This is a genomic window from Roseovarius sp. MMSF_3359 (assembly GCF_030733385.1).
Lineage (GTDB): Bacteria > Pseudomonadota > Alphaproteobacteria > Rhodobacterales > Rhodobacteraceae > Roseovarius.
In genome coordinates this window covers 261048-281954 of the sequence record NZ_JASHJC010000004.1, presented here as the reverse complement: position 1 = coordinate 281954, position 20907 = coordinate 261048, and the positions used below count along the sequence as shown (strand labels likewise).

The 20907-nt window shown below is 60.8% G+C and carries 19 protein-coding genes; 7 read left to right on the top strand and 12 right to left on the bottom strand.

Features of this window, described 5'->3' with window-relative positions:
- Window positions 1–5 precede the first annotated feature (5 nt).
- Complete coding sequence (locus tag RBB29_RS08285; protein WP_306114102.1) at window positions 6–1523, bottom strand: trimethylamine methyltransferase family protein; 1518 nt, start codon at window positions 1521–1523, stop codon at window positions 6–8.
- Window positions 1524–1704: 181 nt separating this feature from the next.
- Between RBB29_RS08285 and RBB29_RS08280 the strand changes: the two genes are divergently transcribed.
- Window positions 1705–4110: an FAD-dependent oxidoreductase gene (locus RBB29_RS08280; RefSeq protein ID WP_306114101.1), complete on the top strand. Its 2406-nt coding sequence runs from the start codon at window positions 1705–1707 to the stop codon at window positions 4108–4110.
- Window positions 4111–4506: 396 nt separating this feature from the next.
- On the opposite strand, the gene RBB29_RS08275 is transcribed toward RBB29_RS08280, so the two are convergent.
- Complete coding sequence (locus tag RBB29_RS08275; RefSeq protein ID WP_306114100.1) at window positions 4507–5757, bottom strand: VanZ family protein; 1251 nt, start codon at window positions 5755–5757, stop codon at window positions 4507–4509.
- Between the two features lie 568 nt (window positions 5758–6325).
- Between RBB29_RS08275 and RBB29_RS08270 the strand changes: the two genes are divergently transcribed.
- Together RBB29_RS08270 and ilvN are read left to right on the top strand one after the other, a co-directional pair.
- Window positions 6326–8080 (top strand): acetolactate synthase 3 large subunit, encoded by a 1755-nt coding sequence (locus RBB29_RS08270; protein WP_306114099.1) that lies wholly within the window; start codon window positions 6326–6328, stop codon window positions 8078–8080.
- 86 nt (window positions 8081–8166) lie between these two features.
- Complete coding sequence (ilvN, locus tag RBB29_RS08265) at window positions 8167–8727, top strand: acetolactate synthase small subunit (protein ID WP_306114098.1); 561 nt, start codon at window positions 8167–8169, stop codon at window positions 8725–8727.
- 43 nt (window positions 8728–8770) lie between these two features.
- On the opposite strand, the gene RBB29_RS08260 is transcribed toward ilvN, so the two are convergent.
- The gene (locus tag RBB29_RS08260) at window positions 8771–8962 is read right to left on the bottom strand and encodes a hypothetical protein (protein WP_306114097.1); all 192 of its coding nucleotides are present in this window, start codon (window positions 8960–8962) and stop codon (window positions 8771–8773) included.
- Between the two features lie 406 nt (window positions 8963–9368).
- Here RBB29_RS08260 and RBB29_RS08255 point away from each other — a divergent pair, with 406 nt between their 5' ends.
- The 3 genes from RBB29_RS08255 to RBB29_RS08245 all read left to right on the top strand — a co-directional run bounded on the left by RBB29_RS08255 (window position 9369) and on the right by RBB29_RS08245 (window position 11682).
- A complete protein-coding gene (locus RBB29_RS08255; protein ID WP_306114096.1) occupies window positions 9369–10193 on the top strand; it encodes a helix-turn-helix domain-containing protein in 825 nt (274 codons plus the stop codon).
- A gap of 119 nt (window positions 10194–10312) precedes the next feature.
- Entirely contained in the window at window positions 10313–11473 is a 1161-nt protein-coding gene (locus tag RBB29_RS08250; RefSeq protein ID WP_306114095.1) for an aromatic ring-hydroxylating dioxygenase subunit alpha, read from the top strand.
- Window positions 11470–11682 (top strand): hypothetical protein, encoded by a 213-nt coding sequence (locus tag RBB29_RS08245; RefSeq protein ID WP_306114094.1) that lies wholly within the window; start codon window positions 11470–11472, stop codon window positions 11680–11682. The genes RBB29_RS08250 and RBB29_RS08245 overlap by 4 nt, the downstream gene beginning before the upstream one ends.
- A 10-nt stretch (window positions 11683–11692) precedes the next feature.
- Here RBB29_RS08245 and RBB29_RS08240 read toward each other — a convergent pair whose 3' ends face one another.
- Window positions 11693–12328: a hypothetical protein gene (locus tag RBB29_RS08240; RefSeq protein WP_306114093.1), complete on the bottom strand. Its 636-nt coding sequence runs from the start codon at window positions 12326–12328 to the stop codon at window positions 11693–11695.
- A 215-nt stretch (window positions 12329–12543) separates the two neighbouring features.
- On the opposite strand from RBB29_RS08240, the gene fosX reads away from it, so the two are divergent.
- Window positions 12544–12972 (top strand): FosX/FosE/FosI family fosfomycin resistance hydrolase, encoded by a 429-nt coding sequence (gene fosX, locus RBB29_RS08235; protein ID WP_306114092.1) that lies wholly within the window; start codon window positions 12544–12546, stop codon window positions 12970–12972.
- Window positions 12973–12981: 9 nt separating this feature from the next.
- On the opposite strand, the gene lpxB is transcribed toward fosX, so the two are convergent.
- From lpxB to rseP, 8 genes are all read right to left on the bottom strand, one after another.
- Complete coding sequence (lpxB, locus tag RBB29_RS08230; protein WP_306114091.1) at window positions 12982–14133, bottom strand: lipid-A-disaccharide synthase; 1152 nt, start codon at window positions 14131–14133, stop codon at window positions 12982–12984.
- Window positions 14133–14939: an LpxI family protein gene (locus tag RBB29_RS08225; protein ID WP_306114090.1), complete on the bottom strand. Its 807-nt coding sequence runs from the start codon at window positions 14937–14939 to the stop codon at window positions 14133–14135. The genes lpxB and RBB29_RS08225 overlap by 1 nt, the downstream gene beginning before the upstream one ends.
- Complete coding sequence (lpxA, locus tag RBB29_RS08220) at window positions 14939–15742, bottom strand: acyl-ACP--UDP-N-acetylglucosamine O-acyltransferase (protein WP_306114089.1); 804 nt, start codon at window positions 15740–15742, stop codon at window positions 14939–14941. The genes RBB29_RS08225 and lpxA overlap by 1 nt, the downstream gene beginning before the upstream one ends.
- 5 nt (window positions 15743–15747) lie before the next feature.
- Window positions 15748–16212, bottom strand: coding sequence for a 3-hydroxyacyl-ACP dehydratase FabZ (gene fabZ, locus RBB29_RS08215; protein WP_306114088.1), 465 nt, complete (start codon window positions 16210–16212; stop codon window positions 15748–15750).
- A gap of 70 nt (window positions 16213–16282) precedes the next feature.
- Window positions 16283–16855, bottom strand: coding sequence for an OmpH family outer membrane protein (locus tag RBB29_RS08210; RefSeq protein ID WP_306114087.1), 573 nt, complete (start codon window positions 16853–16855; stop codon window positions 16283–16285).
- A 2-nt stretch (window positions 16856–16857) separates the two neighbouring features.
- Window positions 16858–19125, bottom strand: coding sequence for an outer membrane protein assembly factor BamA (gene bamA / locus RBB29_RS08205; protein ID WP_306114086.1), 2268 nt, complete (start codon window positions 19123–19125; stop codon window positions 16858–16860).
- A 205-nt stretch (window positions 19126–19330) separates the two neighbouring features.
- Entirely contained in the window at window positions 19331–19456 is a 126-nt protein-coding gene (locus RBB29_RS08200) for a hypothetical protein (RefSeq protein WP_306114085.1), read from the bottom strand.
- A 100-nt stretch (window positions 19457–19556) separates the two neighbouring features.
- Window positions 19557–20906 carry an RIP metalloprotease RseP gene (rseP, locus tag RBB29_RS08195; protein ID WP_306114084.1) on the bottom strand — a complete coding sequence of 450 codons (1350 nt, stop codon included), beginning with the start codon at window positions 20904–20906 and terminating at the stop codon, window positions 19557–19559.
- Window position 20907: the final 1 nt, after the last annotated feature.

The following is a 20907-nucleotide window of genomic DNA, read 5'->3' as shown; positions in this document are numbered from 1 at the left end:
CTTTCTCATCCCAGAATCCGGAATTGCTTGCGGATGGCCTTATCCTGCGCCGGGTTCAGGTAGGCGGGATGATGGGTGTCCAAAACCTCCCGTGCCTTCGCGCGCGCCATTTCCCAGGCGTCGGGCGCACCCTTGTCTTCCCAGGTCTTGGGCGTGTCGCGATCCGCGATATCGGGATAGAAGTAATCGCGTTCCATCGCGGCCATCGTCTGCGCCCCACCGAGGAAATGGCCGTCGCCCAACACCGCTTCGCAGATCGCGTCATAGCCAAGGTTTTCTTCGCTGACTTCCACACCGCGCAGCGCGCGATAGGTCGCCGAATGCATTTCGTCATCGAGGATGAACGCCTCGAAACTCGCGCCCAGAAGCGAGGCCGTCATGCCGGAGCTTTCGTAGATGAGGTTGCCCCCGGCCAGGGCCGCGGCCAGCGACGTTATCCCCTTTTCGACCCCGTATTGCGCGTCAATCGCCTTGGCGTCGCTCATCGAGGCCGCCACGCCCGAAGGCAGGCCCAGCCAGTTTGAAAGCTGCGCCGAGGCTGCATTCAGCACGGCGATTTCACCTCCCCCGCCCGCAAAGGCGCCGGTGCGCAGGTCGATCACCAGCGGCCAGTTGGAAAACACCATCGGGTGGCCGGGCTTGATCGCATTGACCATCACCAGGCTCGCCAGCGTTTCGGCCAGTGATTGTGCCAGGAACCCGGCCAGCGTCGCCGGGGCTGTGGCCCCCGCCTGCGCGGCGGTGATGCAGGAGACCGGGATGTTGTGCTTGAGGCATTCAAAGGTCACATCGACCGCGTCTTCGCCAAACCGCATGGGCGAGATCACCGGGCTGATATGCGCCTTGACGAAAGGCCGCGCGGCAAACGCGCCTTTGCCGCCGGCGGCGATGTCGAACATCTCGATAATCGGGTCCACATGTTCGGCCAGTGTGAACGCGGTCGCCACTGGCTTCGTCGTATTCTTCAGAAGTGCGTAGGCGGTGTTCACGTCCAGATCATAGGGGTCCGGTACATCCGTCGCGATGCAGCAGCGGGTGAACCAGCTCACATTACTGAGTGTGTCCTGCAGCCGTGTGAAATCGTGCAGATCATGCAGTGTCGCGGCGCGATATGTCTGACTGTCGAGGTCCAGCACCTGCACCGCAGCACCCCCGGTGCCAAAATGAACGGCCTTGCCGCCAACGTCGATCGACCGCGCCGGATCACGGCCGTTGAAGGTGAATGTCTTTGCGGCCTTGGTGATGGTCTCGGTCACCAGCGATCGTGGCAGGCTGATCCGGTCATTGCCCAGATCGACCGCCCCGGCGGCCAGCAGGACATCCGCAAGGCGGCCCGGCACCTCGCCCATGCCAAGCTCTTCGAGCAGGCGCAGCGCGGTGTCATAGATGGACTGCAGGTCACTATCGCTCAAAGGCTTGTAGAGGCCGCCCAATTGTCCAGGCGGTGCCGGATTGGCCGCGGGTCCTGCGGCGCGCTGTGCCATCCGTTCCCGTCGTCCCGATCTGCGGCCTGTAGCTGCCATGTCACTCCCCTCGCGGTCTTCTTCGTCGCCATCAAAACACCCGACATGATCGCGGCAAGCATATTCATCACCCTCGCATATTTTCGAAATTCGCCTTCGATAATTTCCAATACAAGAGTCACCCCATTGACCAACCGGTGAAATCGCGGCCTCTGGGGGCAGCAAAGATCGGAGAAACGCCATGAAAACCCAGACCCGTTGTGTCGTTATCGGAGGCGGCATCGCTGGCTGCTCGACCCTTTATCACCTCACTCGGGAGGGGTGGACCGATGTTGTGCTGGTGGAGCGGGACGAACTGACATCCGGGACAACCTGGCATTCTGCGGCGCAGGTCACGAATTTCGGCATGAACCAGACGATGGTTGGCCTCAAAACTCATTCCATCAATCTTTACAAGGAATTGGCGGACGATCCTGAATACCCGATCAACTATCACCATGGCGACGGCGGCATCCGTCTGGCCAATACAGAGGCGCAGATGGACGGCTATCGCCATTTCGCCTCCATGGCGCGCGGAATGGATGTGCATTTCGAGGTGATCGACGCCGAGGAATGTGCGCGGCGTCACCCGCTGATCTCGACCGAAAACCTCGTGGGCGGTCTTTGGGACCCGCTCGATGGTGACATCGACCCGGCGCAGCTTTGCCAGGCGTTGGCGCGGCGTGCCCGCCATGCGGGGGCCGAGGTCTATCGCAACACGCCGGTGATCGGGCTAACGCAGCACCGGGATCATTCATGGACCGTGCACACGACCCAAGGCGATATCCGGGCCGAGGTGGTGGTCAATGCCTGCGGCTACCGCGTGAACGAGGTCGGTGCGATGATGGGCGTACACCACCCGGTCATGTCGATGGAGCACCAGTATTTCCTGACCGAAGAGATCCCCGCGATCAAGGAGGCCGGTCACCGCATGCCGCTCCTGCGCTGCCCGATTAGCGATTATTACTGCCGGCAGGAGAAGAACGGGTTGCTCGTGGGATTCTACGAACAGGAGTGCAAGACCTGGGGCATGGACGGGATCGACCCGAATTTCGTCAACGCCCTCTGCCCCGATGACTTGGACCGGGTGACCGATGTGCTGGAAGGCGCCTTTGCCCGGATGCCCGCGCTGACCGAGGTCGGCATTCATACGGTCGTCAACGGGCCGATAACCTACACGATTGACGGCGCGCCGCTGGTCGGTCCGATCCCGGGAAAGCGAAATGCGTTTTGTATCATAGGCTTGCGTGCCGGTCTTGGCGAAGGCGGCGGCCATGGCTGGCTCCTGGCGCAGCAGATCGTGCATGGCGAGGCGTGTTACGACACCTGGCCCCTTGATCCGCGCCGGTTCACCGACCACGGCAATGTCGAGCTTTGCGCCCTGAAGGCCATCGAGGATTATCAAAACGAGTTCCGCTTTCACTTCCCCCATGAACACCGCCCCGCGGGCCGCCCCGCCAAGACCACGCCCCTGACACCCATCCTCGCCGCAGAGGGGGCCGAATTCACCGTGGTCAATGGCTGGGAGCGCGCGGATTACTTCAAGCCTTTGGTAGATTCCACCGAGATACATTCGTTTAAATTCAACGAAGTATTCGACGTTATTAAAGCTGAAGTAACCGCTGTGCAAAACGGCGTTGGCCTGTGCGAAGTCAACGGTTTCAATCGCTATGAGCTGACCGGCACCGGTGTGCATGACTTCCTCGATCGGATGATCTGTGGCCGGGTGCCGCGCAAGCCGGGCAAGGTGGGTCTTGGTTACCTGCTCAACCACCACGGCATGGTCAAATCCGAGGCCACCATCGCCAACCTGCCGGGTGGTCGCGTCTGGTACGGTTCCGCCGCCGCCGCGGAATGGCACGACATGGACTGGCTGCAACAACATCTGCGGGAGGGCGAAGACGTGCAGATCCGTTCGCTCACCAATGACCAGACGATCCTTGTTCTGGCCGGTCCGAAATCCCGCGACGTGATGCAGGCGGTCAGCCGCGCAGACTGGTCGGACGCGGGCTTCCCCTGGCTATCGGTGCGTGAATGTTTCATCGGCATCGCGCCCGCCACGGTCATGTCGGTCAGTTTCTCGGGCGAGCACGCCTATGAAATCCATGTGCCGAACAACCAACTCTACGCCGCCTATCTCGCATTGCGGGCGGCGGGCCGCGATCACGGAATAACCCTCTTTGGCGCGCGCGCGGTCGAGTCCATGCGGTTGGAAATGGGCTATTTGCATTGGAAATCCGACATTCTGACCGAATTCGACCCGTTCGAGACCGGCCTTGAGCGGTTCGTGAAGATGGACAAGCCCGATTTCATCGGCAAGGAGGCCCTCGCCGCGCGCGTTGAGAACGGCCCCGCCCGCAAGCTCGTCACCCTTGAGGTTCATGGCGACAACGCCCCGGCCCATCCCGGCGCATCAGTCATGCAGGGAGGCCGCGTCGTCGGCACCGTCACCTCCGGCGACTGGGGGCATCGGGTGGGCAAGAACCTGGCCTACGCCTTCGTCGATCCCGCGTTCGCAGCACCGGGCAGCACGCCCGAGATCGACATTATCGGCCACCTGACCCAAGCGACGGTCATCGAACCCGGGCCCTACCCAAGGCAGTTCTGAACCGATGCCCTCAACACCTGCGATGACTGCTTCGAGCCCAATGCGGACGTTCGAGTTCGAATCCCGCGCGGAATCAAGGTACGTAGCACCGCCGGGCAGCGGTTGTCATTGACGCGCCATTGGTCCGAGCGAAAATGGCAACACCACCCCATGGGTCGGCGCTTCGTCACCGTTTCAATCCCAACGATTGTTGGATGAACGCATCACCATAAAGTGCGATGAACAACCTCAGCGGCGCTCACCCGCGGTCGGGCGATGCCCTCTGATTCATTGGTGATCGAAGTACAGCTTTGTCCGCAATCGACCCTTCCAAGGTCTGGCTATTCTACCCACCAATCCGCCATTCTCCAAGGTTGGGAAAATGAGCGGTTCGGCGTCGGTATTGCGATGCCCAGGTCAATCTGCGCCTGTCGGTCTTGATGCCCGACGGCCGTATGCCGCGACCAACAGCAGCGCAGCCACGGCACTTGAAAACAGCATTGCGTGTTGCATTGGACTGAACCTGACGATCAGGTGGTAGCTCACCCTGCTTTCATAAGGCTCTGATCTGTCTGTATTTTCTGCCACCAGAGCCGCCTGCTCGGCAGACCATTCATAGCTCGAGCCGCGCAGCACCTCATCGAAATAGGCCCGAAGAATGCGATTTTCCCAAAATGCCGTCGCGAACTGCTCCGCCTGCTCAACTTCATCCTCGTTTTTCAAGGCGCGCGCCAAATAGACGTCACGGCGGAGCAAGTGCACCCTTGTTTCGTGCAGAAAGGGGTCTGCCAGGGGAGAGTAGATTTCAAGAAACCGCATATACTGTTCCCGGTCGCGGTACTGGTCGATGATCTGCCTGCCCTCCTCGGCGCGCTCCGTCGCCGAGCGGCGCAACTCTTCGATTGTCAGCCGGGAGCGGAAGAAGCCAACGGCGTCACTGCCGTGAAGATAGCCGTATTCGACCATGATGCTTTGATTGGGGTCGATGAACCCGAGCCCGGGAACATTGGCCGAATACCAGGCGATCCGATCCGGGGTGTTTTGGAGGCAGAGACCGAAATAGCCCAGTGTCAGCGCACCAAGATAGCAAAGGCGTCTCACGCCCCGCCAACCCGGCCAACCCGCAATCATCCTGGGCCGGACGCCTGCCGCCAGCGCGGCCTGCACCAAGGCGACCGCCGTCAGGTTCAACCAGATATCTCTCAGGTCGAAATAGCGGCGCGGCGTGAGCCATTGGACGGTCTCATCGACCATCCCCACGAAGGTGCCGCCGATGGTCGCCGCGACGTAGATGGAATAATCGCGGACCCGATGGCTGAAGGCGCGGAACAGCAAGATCGAAAGGAGGCCGTATTGCACGTAATGCACCGCCTCTTCCGCGCTTCCCTCGGCAAGTCCGAAGGTCAGGTAAATCACCAGCCCGGCCAGGCCGAGCAGCCAGGCGCACGACGCTAAAGACCACCGTCGGCGCGTCGCGTAGAGCGCCGCCGCCGCTGCCAGCGCGGCAGAGGCCACGACGCCATAGGTAAATACCCAGCTTCCCCAGTGCTCCCGAACGAAACTTACGCCGCCGCGAACGAAAGGAACCGTCACGAATATCACCGCGGCCCAAAGCACAACATAGCTCCAGGACAGGGCCTCTCGCTCTTTTGGGGGGCGATCAAACATGATTAGCTAAAAACAATCCTCGCCTCTGCACACCGGAAACCGGAAAATGGATGGGTTTCATTTCTGCAAATCCGCCAATCTGAGACTTGCGTCCGCGCCGGGTCCGGCAATGGCGGTTGTTCTGCCCCGTTCGTTGTGCAGCCGCTCGGTCCGGATGATTGAAATCCTAACCATCCATGATTGCCGTGACAAGCTCGATTGCCCTACCCAATCACGCCACAGTCGCCGCGTCACAACGACGTTGCTGCGAGCCGGATCTTGCGCAGGTGGAGTCCTAAAAATCTCTGGAGCGGCGTTTTTGCGCCATTCTGCGCAATAAACAGAAAGATACGCCCGTGTTTTGCGACATAAATTTCAAAAATGCCGCTTGACGCCCCCTGCCCGCGCCCATAATCTCTCGCGCACGCAGCATGAAGGAGTCGCAAGCGTGAACACGCTAGTCGTCATCGTGGGAATGAAGCGCATGGGCCGGTAACGGACACCATAACGGTACCCCATGCGCCCCCGAAAATCGGGGGCTTTTTTATGTCGCGCACAGAAAGATGGATGTCATGAACGGAGCAATGCAATGACACGTCAAATGACCGGAGCGAAAATGGTGGTTCAGGCCTTGAAGGATCAGGGCGTGGATGTCGTATTCGGATATCCTGGCGGGGCTGTGCTACCGATTTATGACGAGGTGTTTCAGCAAAACGACATTCGCCACATCCTGGTGCGTCATGAGCAGGGCGCCGTGCACGCTGCCGAGGGCTATGCGCGCTCGACCGGCAAACCCGGCGTTGTGCTGGTGACCTCCGGCCCCGGGGCCACCAATGCGGTCACGGGCCTGACCGATGCGCTGATGGATAGCATTCCGCTGGTTGTTCTGACCGGACAGGTGCCGACCTTCATGATCGGCAACGACGCCTTTCAGGAAGCCGATACCGTGGGCATCACCCGCCCCTGCACCAAGCACAACTGGCTGGTCAGCGACACCAAGAAACTGTCCGGCACGTTGCACGAAGCGTTCCACGTAGCGACCTCGGGCCGCCCCGGTCCGGTGCTGGTCGATATCCCGAAGGATGTGCAATTTGCCAGCGCGGACTACACGCCGCCGCAAAAGGCACGGACCGACCACTATCAGCCCCAGGTGAAGGGTGACATGGACGAAATCCAGGAGCTTGTTGCTGCGCTGGAAAAGGCCAAGCGCCCGGTCTTCTATACCGGTGGCGGCGTCATCAATTCCGGCCCGGCGGCAAGCCAGCTTCTGCGCGAGCTGGTCGATGCCACCGGTGTGCCGATCACCTCAACGCTGATGGGCCTCGGCGCTTATCCCGCGTCGGGCAAACACTGGATCGGGATGCTCGGGATGCACGGCCTTTACGAGGCCAACATGGCGATGCATGACTGCGATCTGATGATCAATATCGGCGCGCGGTTCGACGACCGGATCACCGGGCGCGTCGATGCGTTTTCGCCCGGGTCCAAGAAGGCGCATATCGACATCGACCCCAGTTCGATCAACAAGGTGATCCGGACCGATATCCCGATCGTTGGCGACGTGGCCCATGTGCTCGAAGATATCCTGAAGGTCTGGAAATCACGGGGCCGCAAGGTCAACCGCGAAGGTCTACAAGCCTGGTGGGCGCAGATCGAGGATTGGAAGAAGGTGGATTGCCTAGCCTACACGCAATCCGGCAAGACCATCAAGCCGCAGCACGCCTTGGCCCGGCTCGAGGCGCTGACCAAGGGCCATGACCGCTATATCTGCACCGAGGTGGGCCAGCATCAAATGTGGGCCGCGCAGTATCTCACGTTCGAGGACCCGAACCGCTGGATGACCTCTGGGGGCCTCGGCACGATGGGTTATGGTTTCCCCGCCTCGGTCGGTGTGCAGATCGCGCATCCCGATGCCCTCGTGATCAACGTGGCCGGCGAAGCGTCCTGGTTGATGAACATGCAGGAGTTGGGGACCGCGGCGCAGTATCGCCTGCCGGTCAAGCAGTTCATCCTGAACAATGAACGGCTCGGCATGGTCCGCCAGTGGCAGGAATTGTTGCATGGCGAGCGTTACTCGCACTCCTGGTCAGAGGCCCTGCCCGATTTCGTCAAACTGGCCGAAGCCTTCGGCGCCAAGGGCATCCTCTGCAAGGACCCGGCCGATCTTGATGACGCGATCATGGAAATGATCAATTACGACGGGCCGGTCCTCTTCGATTGCCTCGTGGAAAAGCACGAAAACTGCTTCCCGATGATCCCGTCCGGCGAGCCGCATAACAAGATGCTCTTGGGCGAGGCCTCCACCAAGGACGCCATCGGTTCCAAAGGGGCCGTCATGGTCTGATCCTTTTCGGCGCGGGTCCTGTGCCCGCGCCGCTCACCCTGATCCCGTAGAATGCGCCAAGCCGCGCCGATACAGAGGAAAGCAAAATGTCCGCCCTAAAAATCAAAAAAGGCTCCAACAAGCATTCGGCCTATAACCTGCGTCCGACTTTTTCGGATACGATCGAAAGCCATACGCTGGCGATTGTCGTGGATAACGAGCCGGGCGTGCTGGCGCGGGTCATTGGCCTCTTTTCCGGGCGGGGGTATAATATCGACAGCCTGACGGTGGCGGAGATTGACCACCAGGGGCATCAATCCCGCATCACCATTGTCACCACCGGGACGCCGCAGGTGATCGAGCAGATCAAGGCGCAGCTCGGTCGGATCGTGCCCGTGCATGATGTGCATGACCTGACGGTTGAAGGTGCATCAGTAGAACGCGAGCTCGCACTGCTGAAAGTCGCCGGAGAAGGCGAAAAACGGGTCGAGGCCCTGCGGCTCGCGGATATCTTCCGCGCCAATGTGGTCGACAGCACGCTTGATTGCTTCGTCTTCGAGATTACCGGCACACCGGACAAGATCGACGCATTCGCCGACCTGATGCGACCCCTCGGCCTGAGCGAGATTGCCCGCACCGGCGTGGCGGCTTTGCCAAGGGGGCGCTAAGGCGCGTCACCCAGATGTCAGGGCGTGTCAGCCCCGACCGTATTCAGACCACGCGGCGCGCCGGTCCGTGCTTGGGAGCAAGTGTCGCGGGTTTGGGCTCGAAGGCCACGATCTTGGCCGACGCCCTGCCCGCCTGAGGCGCCGGAACCGGCGCGGATTGCATCCCCGCTTGCTTCAGGTCATGCGCCAAGGTTGGATATTCATCGGACGATACCAGCCTTGGACTGCTGGCCATACGCATATTTCTGTCCGCCCTGACGTCAAACTGCACCAGATCGCCGGGCTCCATTTCCGATCCGTCCAATGCTGCGATGCCATCCCCATTAAAAAAAGCTAAATCACCGTGGTCTTCGCACCAAATAACGGCACGATTTCGAAGTTGGTCACTCCAGAGTACTACGCCAAACATGTCTTCCCCAATTTGCCATCTTTACCCCCCACGTCGATATTGCGGTGTTAACGAGGGTTACGACACTTTTAATTTAGCCTTTGGTGCGTAAAACTTGTGTCAGTTAATCAAAAATCTGACGCTATATAGCATCAATTTTGTTATAATAGGAAAACTGGCAAAGACTTGCCGACTCAACATGATTGCCGGAAAAGGCAGCCTGGGGTGATTTTTTGTCTTCGAAAGGAACAACTTGGTCCAGAAAACGCAGAACCGGGGACGTGACCGTTCTCCTGATCCCGCCGAGCTTCGCGGGATCTTCGGTCAGAACCTGCGTAGCCTCAGCGCCGCCTATCCGTCGGTTGCCGGACTGTGCCGCGACCTGGGCATCAACCGGACGCAGTTCAACCGCTACCTCTCGGGCGAAAGTTTCCCTCGCCCCGATGTGCTGCATCAGATCTGCAGCTTCTTTGGCGTCGATGCCCGCATCCTTCTGGAACCGGTGGCCGAGATCGGACCGGCAACATACGACCTTCTGAACCACCCGATGCTGACGCAATTCTTCGGCGCCGAACCCGTCGCGGTGGATGAGCGCCTCTTTCCCAGTGGCTTTTACCGTTTCGTGCGGCAGGCTTTCATCGGGAAGGAGGATTTCATGTCCGGACTGGTTTTTGTCAAACGCGACGGTGGCTACACGTTCCTGCGCGGCTATGAGCCGCGGCAGGCGATCCGCAAGCAGGGCCTGTCGACCAACCCGCAGGCGCGGGAGTTCCGCGGTATCGTCATGCGTCAGGAAGAAGGGGTCATGGCCATCGTCACCCACCGCAACGCCCTGGCCTGCTCGCTGAACTTCCTCACGCCCGAGACGTCTTTCCAGTCGAACCTCTGGGAGGGATACGCCACGCGCACCGTCCGCGAGAAGGTCACAGGGCGGCGCGCGACACGCATGGTTTACGAGCATCTCGGCGACGACCGCGCGGCCATTTTCCGCACCGCCCGGGAAGCGGGCCTGATTCCACGCGAAGATGTGCCTCCCTTCCACGCCAGGCTCCTGCAACCCGGCGAACCCTTCAAGTAGGTGCGACATGCGGGGGGGTGACAATCATTCCGTCGCGTACGGATAAGTCACGTCGCGAATTGTCGGTTTTTGAACCCGGGATTTGGCCAATTTGGCCAAAGAAATTCCAGGAGGCTGCCTTGACCCAGAATGTCACCGATCTGTCCAATGTCCGCGTCGGCATCGACGCCGCCAACGGTCTGCCCAATGCGCATTATATTGATACGGACGTCTTTGCCGAAGAGCGTCAGGCGCTGATTTACCGCCAATGGGCGGGGCTTGCCGTTGCCGCCGATGTGCCGGAACCCGGTGACGCCATCCCGCTGGAATTTCTGGGCATGCCGCTCCTGCTCATCCGCGACAAGGAAGGTCAGGTGCGCGTATTTCAGAATATCTGCCGCCATCGCGGCATGATCCTGGTCGAAGAGCCGCGCAAGATCGAGGGCGCGATCCGCTGCCCCTATCACTCCTGGTGTTACTCGACCAAGGGCAAGCTCGTCAGCACGCCCCATGTCGGCGGCCCCGGTCAGAACACCCACGAGGCGATCAAGCGCGACGATCTGGGCCTCAACGAGGTGCGCAGCCATATCTGGCGCGATGTCGTCTGGATCAACATCTCGGGCGATGCAGCCCCCTTTGAGGAGGTTCACGCGAATCTCATCAAACGCTGGGCCGATTTCGACAAGCCGCTTTATCACGGCGGGGCCGATAGCAAGTTCACCCTGAATGTCGCCACCAACTGGAAGCTCGCGGTCGAGAATTACTGCGAAAGCTACCATTTGCCCTGGGTGCATCCCGGGCTCAACAGCTATTCGCGGCTCGAAGATCACTACCATATCGAAGAGCCGGGTCAGTATTCCGGCCAGGGAACGATGGTCTATCGACAGCTCAAGGATAACGCCGGCAAGACCTTCCCCGATTTCGAGGAGGTTGGCGCAAAATGGGATGAACAGGCGGAATACATCGCCGTCTATCCCAACGTGCTTCTGGGCGTGCACCGCGATCACTCTTTCGCCATTGTCCTGGAGCCGAAAGGGACCGAGGAAACGCAGGAACATGTGCATCTCTACTATGCGACACCGGAAACGGACGAGGATCTGAGGCTGCGCAACGCAGCGCTTTGGAAAGAGGTGTTCGAAGAAGACATCTTCGTGGTCGAGGGCATGCAAAAGGGCCGTCATGCGGACATGTTCGATGGCGGGCGTTTTTCGCCGGTGATGGACAGCCCGACACTCGTTTTCCACCAATGGGTTGCGGAGAAGATCGAGCATCATCGCGGGTTGGCCCGGGCTGCTGAATGAGCGATCTGAATGCCGAGATGATCGCGGCCCACGAGGCGCGCGATCAGGCGGCGCTCATCCGGCTCTATACGCTTGCCGCGGATCAGGCCAATGATCCAACCGCCTGCGGTTTCTACCTGACCCATGCCTATGTCTTTGCGCTGGAGGCCGGGGCGCCCGAGGCCGCGGCATTGCACGCTCGTCTCAAGGCGCAAGGGCGCGAGGAATAGGTCTTGCGACTTATTCGCCCGGCACCAGTTGCGGCACCTTGCAGCGCGGCACCAGCAGGGCCATCACGCAGTTGATGATGACCACGGTCACCACCATCAACAGCGCGTAAGCAGCCAATATCTCCACCGCGGGGACGGTGTTGTTGAGTTGTGAAAAGACGCCTAGGGCCACCGGCACGTACCAGGACGTCACCGAGATCGCCGCCGAACAGGAAAACACCGTCCGCCGCAGCGCGCCGACCCCGTCAAACAGGCTTCGGCCCACCTGTTCGCCGATGACCGGCAGGATCGCGCGATGGATAAAGATGCCATTCAACGTGAGGATCGTGACAATCACGAATTTTGCGTGGACCTTGGGGTTCGCGAGCTTGCCCGGATCGGTCAGCGCATAGAACACGAGGAAACCCAGACCGGTCAGCCACAGGATACGCAGGCCAAGGTCAACTACCCGCGTAGATGAGACAAAGATACTGTAAGCCTCGGGTGTGATCGGACGGCGCAGAAAGAAGCGGAACAGCATCAAGTCGAGGAGGGTCGCACCGCCAAGCCCCAATGCCAAGCCGATGAAATGCACGAACCGCAGCCCGTTTTGGACCAGCGCAGTGGGGTCGTTCAGGATAATTTGCTGGTAGCTCTCAAAGGTCATGTCGGCGTCCAATCGAACATCTCGCCCCCGCGGGGTTTCGATAAAACTGACATAAAACTGTAAATACTTTGTCAGCGGCGCTTTGCAGCAGTGGCATCGCCGGCAATGGCGTCCCGCGACGTAGCGACATCAGGTTTGTAAACCCGGACCGGGATCATGTAGGTCTGGAAGACCGCGTCGCACAAGACGCCAGCCAACAGGGATGAACCGGAACCATGATCCAGGGCCTGAGCCATATGACCTTCATCACCCGTGACCTCGACCGGATGGAGGAGATCCTCACCCACATCCTTGACGCCACCAAGACCTATGACAGCGGCGAGGGGTCACATTCCCTGTCGCGCGAACGGTTCTTTGATGTGGCCGGCCTCTGGATCGCCACCATGGAGGGTGAACCGCTCCCCACCCGCAGCTATAATCACGTCGCGTTCAAGATCGACCCGGCGGATTATGATATGTATCTCGACCGTATCCGCGCACTCGGGCTCGACCTGCGCGAAGGGCGATCACGGATCACCGGCGAAGGGCAGTCGATCTATTTCCACGATAATGACAATCATCTTTTCGAGCTTCATACCGGCACCTTGGCCGAACGGCTTGCGACCTATGCCGCTGCCGACAGTCGGGGCGAGACTGCGATATAGGGAAATGCCCTAGCCCATCCGCGCAAGCACCGCCTTGGCGGCGCGCAGGCCCGGCGCCTCACCGCCTTTTCCCAACCGCGTCATCGTCAGGCGCATGGCGTCCAGTTGCGCCGTCGGGTTCGCGATGAGATCTAGAAGCGTCCGCGCGATGACCTCGGGACGGCAGGCCTTGCCGAGGCATTCCGGCACGGCGCGGGTCTCGCTCACGAGGTTCACGAGCGTCAGCGTATCAACCTTCAACATCCGCGAAATCACCGCCCGGCTGAGCCAGTTCATGTCATAGGCGATAACCATCGGTGTCTCGGCCTCGGCCAGTTCGAGCGACACCGTCCCCGATGCCGCGAGGGCAAAATCCGCAGCGCGAAAAGAGGCTGCCTTTTCCGCCTTATAGACGCCGGAGTTCATGTTGTTTGGGTCGAGGATCAGGGGCGTCCGCGGCCAACCTTGGGTTAGCTCCCGCACAAGCCCTGCGACCGAACCGGTGGTTGGCAAAACGATTTGAATATCCGGATGCGCCGCCAAAACTGGCTTCAATACCTCGCCGAAAACCGGCGCCAAGCGACTGACTTCGCCCCGGCGGGATCCGGGCAGAACCAGCAGGACGGGTTTATCGCCCAAGTCGTACCGCTCCCGGAAATCTGCCACCTCTTGGTCGCTTGCGACGGGTTCCGATACCACCGGGTGCCCCACGAAATCGCATTCCATGCCGGCGGCTTCCATATAGGGTGGCTCGAACGGCAAGAGCGCCAGAACCTGGTCGATCACGCGCGCCATCTTGGCCGCGCGCCCCGCCCGCCAGGCCCAGACACTGGGCGCGACGTAGTGCACCGTTCTGATGCTGCTTTTGGCCTTGACCAGCCTCGCCACCCGCAAACAGAAATCCGGGCTGTCGATGGTGATGAGCACGTCCGGCGCCGCCGCAAGCACCGCATCCGCCGTCTGATGCAGCCGGCGGCGCAGATGGGGGTATTTCGGCAGGATCTCCGCCAGGCCCATCACGCTGAGCTCGTCCATCGGGAAAAGGCTCTGCATCCCTTCGGCCTGCATCAGCGGACCGCCAACACCCTGAAATTCGACATCCGTAAGGGACTTCAAACCGGCCATCAACGCCGCACCCAGCCGGTCACCCGACGCTTCGCCCGCAACCAGGAAAACGCGCATCAGAGCGCCCTTGCAATCAGGAAAATGCCCGTATCTTCAACGGCCTGCAGGGTTTTATTGCGATCAACGATCATCACCCTTCCGGCGTCAACCATCAGACCGGCAAGGCCCGCCTCCGCCACCGCCGCAATTGTTGCCGGACCGATCGTAGGCATGTCGATACGCAAATCCTGCCCCGCCTTGGCGGCCTTCACATAAATCCCCTTGTGGCCACGCCGCAACGTCGCGGGTGTCCCCGCGACGAAGCCGAGCGTTGCATCGGTCCCTTGCAGGGTTTCGATCCCCAAGCACTGACCGCCCGCCACAGCGCATCCCTGCCCCACATCGAGCGGTGAGAGGGCTTTCAGGATTTCGCAAGCCCGCGCCGCGTCATCAAGATCCGCCTGCGTGGGCGGGGGTCCGATGGCGAGCCCTTCCTCCGCCGTCAGCTCAGGCAACAAATCATGAGCGCCGACAACCTCGACGCCCTGTTCTTCGAAAAGCGCGATCACCTGTCGCAAGAGAGCGTCATCGCCCTGCTGCATCGCCGCCAGGAGCCGTGGCGCCACGGCGATCATGACCTCATCAAACGCAGACGGGTCCATCGCGGGCCGGGCCAGTGATCCGGCAAAAACAAGGCGGGAGACCTGCGCCTCCTTGAGGGCCGCAAAGACGCTTCCCAGCCTTTCAATCGGGTGCTCGACCGTACCCGTCCCCAATTGATGCGGGACCCCTGTCAGGGTGAGCTTCAACGCATCGGGATAGGCCGCGGCAAGCTGCACCGGCAAGGCCCCGTCGCAGGCCAGAATGGCCAGCTTTTCCGCCATCAGCCCTGACCCGGCGTCAGGTATGACCGATCACTGGCACCGGTGACAAATGCGACGATCCGGCGAACATAATCGCTTTCGGTCTCTTCGCCCAACCGCCGCGCGCGATCCTGAAACGCCCCGTCGCCCTGCGCCAACATCTGGAACGCCGCGCGCAACGCGGTAATGTCGGAGCGCGCCACACCGCGCCGCTTGAGCCCCACGAGGTTCAGACCGTCCAGCGCCCCGCGCGGGGCCTGCACGAGGCCGTAGGGGATCACGTCGTTGGTGACCATGGTCACCGCGCCGATAATCGCGCCTTCTCCTATCCGCACCCATTGATGGACGCCCGAAAGACCGCCGATGATGACATCGTCCCCGATTACGCAATGGCCTGCGAGTGCGGCGTTGTTGACGATGATGACGCGGTCCCCGACGATGGCGTCATGGGCCACATGGCAACCCGCCATGAAGAGGCCATCATCACCCACGCGCGTCTCGCCCCCGCCGCCATCGGTCCCGGTGTTCATCGTCACATGTTCACGGATCCGGTTGCGTTCGCCGATCACGAGCCGGGTCTTTTCACCCTTGAACTTGAGGTCCTGCGGCACCTCGCCAATGCAGGCGAAGGGAAAGACGGTGCTTTGCGCACCGACCTCTGTGACGCCAGTGACCACCACGTGCGATTTCAGGACCACACCGTCACCCAACGTGACCTCGGGGCCGATGTGACAGAACGGCCCCACCTGAACCCCCTGCCCCAACTGGGCGCCGGGTTCGATCACCGCGGAGGGGTGGATCAGCGTCTCGGCATGTTCGGTCATGTCGCTCACTCCGCGGGCAGGTCCATCATCGCGGTAAACTCGGCCTCGGCGGCCATTTCACCGCCGACCTCGGCCACGCCGCCGAATTTCCAAACCTTGCCGCCGGGCTTGCCACGCAGGGTTTCGAGCTTCATCTCAAGCACGTCACCGGGGGTCACCATGCGGCGGAATTTGCATTTGTCGATCGACATGAAATAGACCAGCATGTTGCGGTCTTCCATGCCAAGCGCGGTGCCCACCATCACGGCGGCGGTCTGTGCCATCGCCTCGACGATGGTGACGCCGGGCATGATCGGCTTGCCGGGGAAATGCCCCTGGAAATGCGGCTCGTTCATGGTGACATTCTTGATGCCGCGCGCGGTCTGAAAGCCGTCGATATCCACGACCCGGTCAACCAGGAGGAACGGGTAGCGATGCGGGATGAGCCGCTGTATCAGGTGAATATCCGCAGATTTCAGTGGCTCGGTCATTGAGTATCCTTTTTCGCACTGCCCTTTGGCTTTTTTCCCTAGCAAGTCGGGTGGCAATGGGCAAGCGGCGCTACTCCTGCGGGGCGGTTTCCGACCCGGGTTCGGTGCCTTCGCCGATCTCCGCATCGACACGGCGGATGGCAAGCGGGGTGATGTCCACCACGTCGGCGCGGAGCAGAACGCTGCGGACATCAAGGATCACGGCCCCGTCGGTTTCGCGCATCAACTGGATCAGGACTGGCTCGACAATGCGCATGAAGGTCACGGGCGCCCGGTCACGGCTGCGTTCCAGGTCGCGCACGGCACGCTCGCTGTCGCGCCGGATTTCCTGCACCTTTTCGTCGAAGGCATCCGCCAGATCGCGAAACTCTTCCGGGGTCTTCTGCGCCCGCTGCTCGGTCAGGGCCAGTTCTTCGGCCTCGAGTTCCGCCTCGATCTTACGATTGCGGGCGATGAGTTTCTCGCGTTCTGCAAGGTACTCGCGGTTGATCCGCTGGCCCAGCAACGTCTCGGCAAAAAGTTTATCCGGGTCCAGAACCAGGATATCACTCTTGACCACGCCGGTCTCCTGCGCCGTTGCAGGCGCGATGGCCGCGGTGCCGAGGGCCACCATCAGACTGACGATGCCCAGTGCCTTGCGCATGATCAGAAGTCCGTTTTGACCGTAACGTCGAACTGCTGCTCAAGGTCACCCGGCTCGGATTTGAGCGCCTGCGAGAAGTTCAGGCGCAGCGGCCCGAAGGGCGACGACCAGAACAGCGAGAAACCGACCACATGGCGATCCTCGAACCCGTTCGATGTCACGACCCCGGTGGCATTGCGCGTGTCCGCGTCCCAGATTGCACCGATGTCATAGAAGACACCGCCGGAAAGGCCAAACTCTTCGGGGGTGCCAAGCGGGAACTCCGCCTCGAACTTGAGCGCGGCAAAGAAATTGCCGCCCAATTGCTCCCCGACCTGACCAAACCCTTGTGTCTCGATCGGGCCGATCCCGTTGGGCTCAAAGCCGCGAATGATCTGGCGCGAATAGCGGTCCACGAACCGGCTTTCCTGGCTGCCGAGGTAGTTCAGCGCGCCACCTTCGGCGATGGCCCGCAGGGTGACCTCTTCATTGAAGACACGGGTCTGCGCCACGGCGCGAACGGTGGTTTCGATGTAATCGCGGTCGCCGCCAAGCCCGCCGAATTCCTGCCCGAAGGACAGCAGAACACCGGCATTCGGGTTGAGGCCGCTGCGGCGGGTATCGTAGCTGAACGTATATCCCAGGGCGCTGGCAAATGTGTCACCTTGCGCCACTTCCGCGGCGAGAATACCGGAATTGCCGGTATAGTCGTTCATTTCCTTGTATTCGGCGTTGTAGAAAATCTCAAAACGGCCGTTTTCGCTGATCGGGAAGGTCAGGCTCGGGCGGAAAATCCCGTTGATCGTGTCGAAAAGGCTGAAGTCGCTGTCAGTTTCGATCAGCGAGAAATCGAGCCCGAAGGCCACGTCGCGCCCGAGGAAGGCCGGCTCCACGAATTCGATGGAGTAGTTCAGGTTGTCCTCGCGCCCCGCAAAGCTGAACCCGAGGGTCTGACCCCGGCCAAGGAAATTCCGCTCGCGGAAGCCCACCGAGGCCCCCACACCGCCATTGGTCGAATAGGTCACACCGAAGGAAAGAGAACCCGTCGTGGTTTCTTCGACATCCACGTCAACGACCACCTGGTCCGGACGGGAGCCTTCACGGGCATTGACATCGGTGTTGGCAAAGAAGCGCAGCGCCCGGATACGTTCCGCCGCCTCGCGGATCTGACGCGGGTTGAAGGGGTCACCTTCGACCGCATCGAACTGACGGCGGATCACGCGGTCAAGCGTGGTTGTGTTGCCCTCGATGTCGATCCGTTCAACAAAGACACGCGGGCCGCGGGTCAGCACGAATTCAACATCCAGTGTCAATGCGCGATCATTCCGGGTAATCCGCGGCTCGACCCGCAGGAAGTCGATGCCCTTCTTGACCGCCAGCCGTTCCATCCGCGCGATCGAATTTTCGACCAGCGTCGGTGAATAGACGATGCCTGGGCGCACCTTGAGGGCGGCCTGGAACTCGTCGGCATCGACACCGTCCATCTCGCTCACGGTGGTGACCTCACCGAAGCGGAATTGCTGCCCTTCCTGGATGTTGAAGGTGACGAAATAGGCATCCCGGGCACGCGCGATCTCGGCATTGGTGCCGGTGACGCGGAAATCGACGTAACCGCGCGACTGATAGAAATCGGTCAGAACCTGCTTGTCGAACTCGAGCCGGTCTTCGACAAACGTGTCGCGCGCCACAAGCGCCCGCAGAAGCCCCGCCTGCTTGCTTTCAATGACGCGGCGCAAGCGGCGGTCGGAATAGGCCTTGTTGCCGACAAAACCGATGCGCTGCACCTCGATCGCCTTGCCTTCGAAAATCTCGAACACGAGATCCACACGATTATCGCTGCGGCGGATCACTCGAGGCGTCACGCGCGCGGCGCTGCGGCCGTTCTGCGCATAGGCATCGGTGATGATTGCGGCGTCCCGTTCTGCCTTGGTCGGGCTGAAAACCTGGCGTGAGCGGCTTTCGATGAAGCCTTCCAGTTCTTCATCCTTGAGCTTGCGATTGCCCTCGAACGCGATCTTGTTGATGGTCGGAAATTCGACAACCTTGATAAGCAACGTACCGCCACGCGGCTCGATCTCGACGCTTTCAAAAAGGCCACTGCCGAGGATCGCCTGATAGGCGTCGTTGACCTGGGCCGCGGAAACGGTCTGCCCGCGTTCGATATTCGCGTAGGTCAGAATCGTTGCGGTTTCGATCCGCTGGTTGCCTTCGACAGTGATCGAGCCGAAACGGTAGGTCTGCGCCGACGAGGCCTGCGGCGTGCTCAGCATCGCAACCGCGAGAAGCGCCATGAATATATGCCTGAAGCGACCCCAAAATGTTCCCAATCCAGCCCGGTTACACTTTAGCTGCTTCGTCACATAATTCATTGGTCAAACCCAGTCAGTCACCCCGTTAGCAAATGTCAGTAAACGGAATACCAGGGCTTGTCAAAATGCCAATCACCCCCTCGACGCACAAAGCGTAAAGAGGCCGAAACTTCAGGAAATCAGGGGATCAAAGGGAGCCGACGAAACCGCCCAGCATCAGCGCGACGAGAATCGTTGCCAGGTACACCAAACGGTCCCAGTTCAGGTTAAAAAGCAGGCTGAGCCCGCGATATCCACGCGCAATATGTTGCATGACCTTACTTCGCCACTCCTTCGATTACACAAGGTATGCCCGAAAATTGTGTCAGCATTGGGCCGGAAAATGTGGCGATAATGTGGCGGCAGGTTTGTGCTCAGGCGCAGAAGAGGTCCGTTCCGATCGCAAATGCCATGATCCCGAGGATCAGCGTCAAGCCGATGGTCATCAGCACCCTGAGGGCAGTTTCGCTGGGCGGTTTGCCCGCGACCGCCTCATAGGCGTAAAAGACCAGATGGCCACCGTCGAGAACCGGTATCGGGAAGAGGTTCAGCAGCCCCACAGCGGTCGACAGGAAGGCGATGAAGAGGATGAAACTGTCCGCCCCTTGCCGCACCATCGCGCCCGATACCTGCGCGATGCCGATGGGACCGGTCATGTTGCAACTGCTGATCTTGCCGGCGATCAGGTGATACAGCCCCGAAAGCGAGGTCTCGATCACCTGCCCCGTCCGCTCAAACCCGCCAGCGATCGCGTCACCGAACCCAAGCCGCTCGGTCGCCGGCTCAAATGCCAGACCGCCGGAAATACCGATACGCCAACTGGTCTTGAAGCCGCCCTCGGGCTGCGGCTCGTCCACACGGCGTGGGGCCAGGGCGAAGTCGATCAATTCCCCGTCCCGCCAGACCTTGAGCTGCAGCGCGCGGCCGTTGGAAGTTTCAACAATGTCCTTCAGCTCCGAGAAGGCAGAGATCGGCGTACCGTCCACGGACGTAATGACATCGCCTTGTTTCATGTCGATGGCATAAGCCGACGACTGCGGCGAGATATTCACGGCGCGGGGTGGCATCGGATAAGGACCGGTCACGTCCAGCTCATCGCCGTCACGATTGACCGAATAGGTCAGGCGCGGGGCAACCGGCACATCTTCGATCAGCGCGTCAAATGCGCCGCTCTCTTCGAAGGACGGCACCGCGATGCCCTCGATTGCCAGCAGTTGATCGCCCGGTTGCAGGGTGATTTCTTCGCCCGGCATCGGGAAGACTTCACCCACGACCAGCGGTTCTGCGATCTTGCCCTCGAACATCATCAGCCCGGCAAAGACCACGATGGAGAGGATGAAATTGAAGATCGGCCCGGCGGCCACGGTGGCCGAGCGCGCCCAGAGCGGCGCCCCCTGCATGGTCTGGCGCCGCATCTCCGGCGTCATTTCCCGCACGGCGCTGTCGTCGGTATTGGCGCTGGCCGCGTTGGCGTCACCGAGGAACTTCACGTAACCGCCAAAGGGCAGCAGCGCGAATTGCCAGCGGGTGCCGTGTTTGTCCATCCGCGAGAACAGGACCGGCCCGAAACCTAGTGAGAACACCTCGGCCTTGATCCCGGACCAGCGACCCACGATGTAGTGGCCATATTCATGGATCGCCACGATGACCGAAAGCGCCACCACGAAGGCCAGGATCGTGGTGAAGAGACTGCCGAATTGCGGGATCAGTGTGGTGATGTCCAAA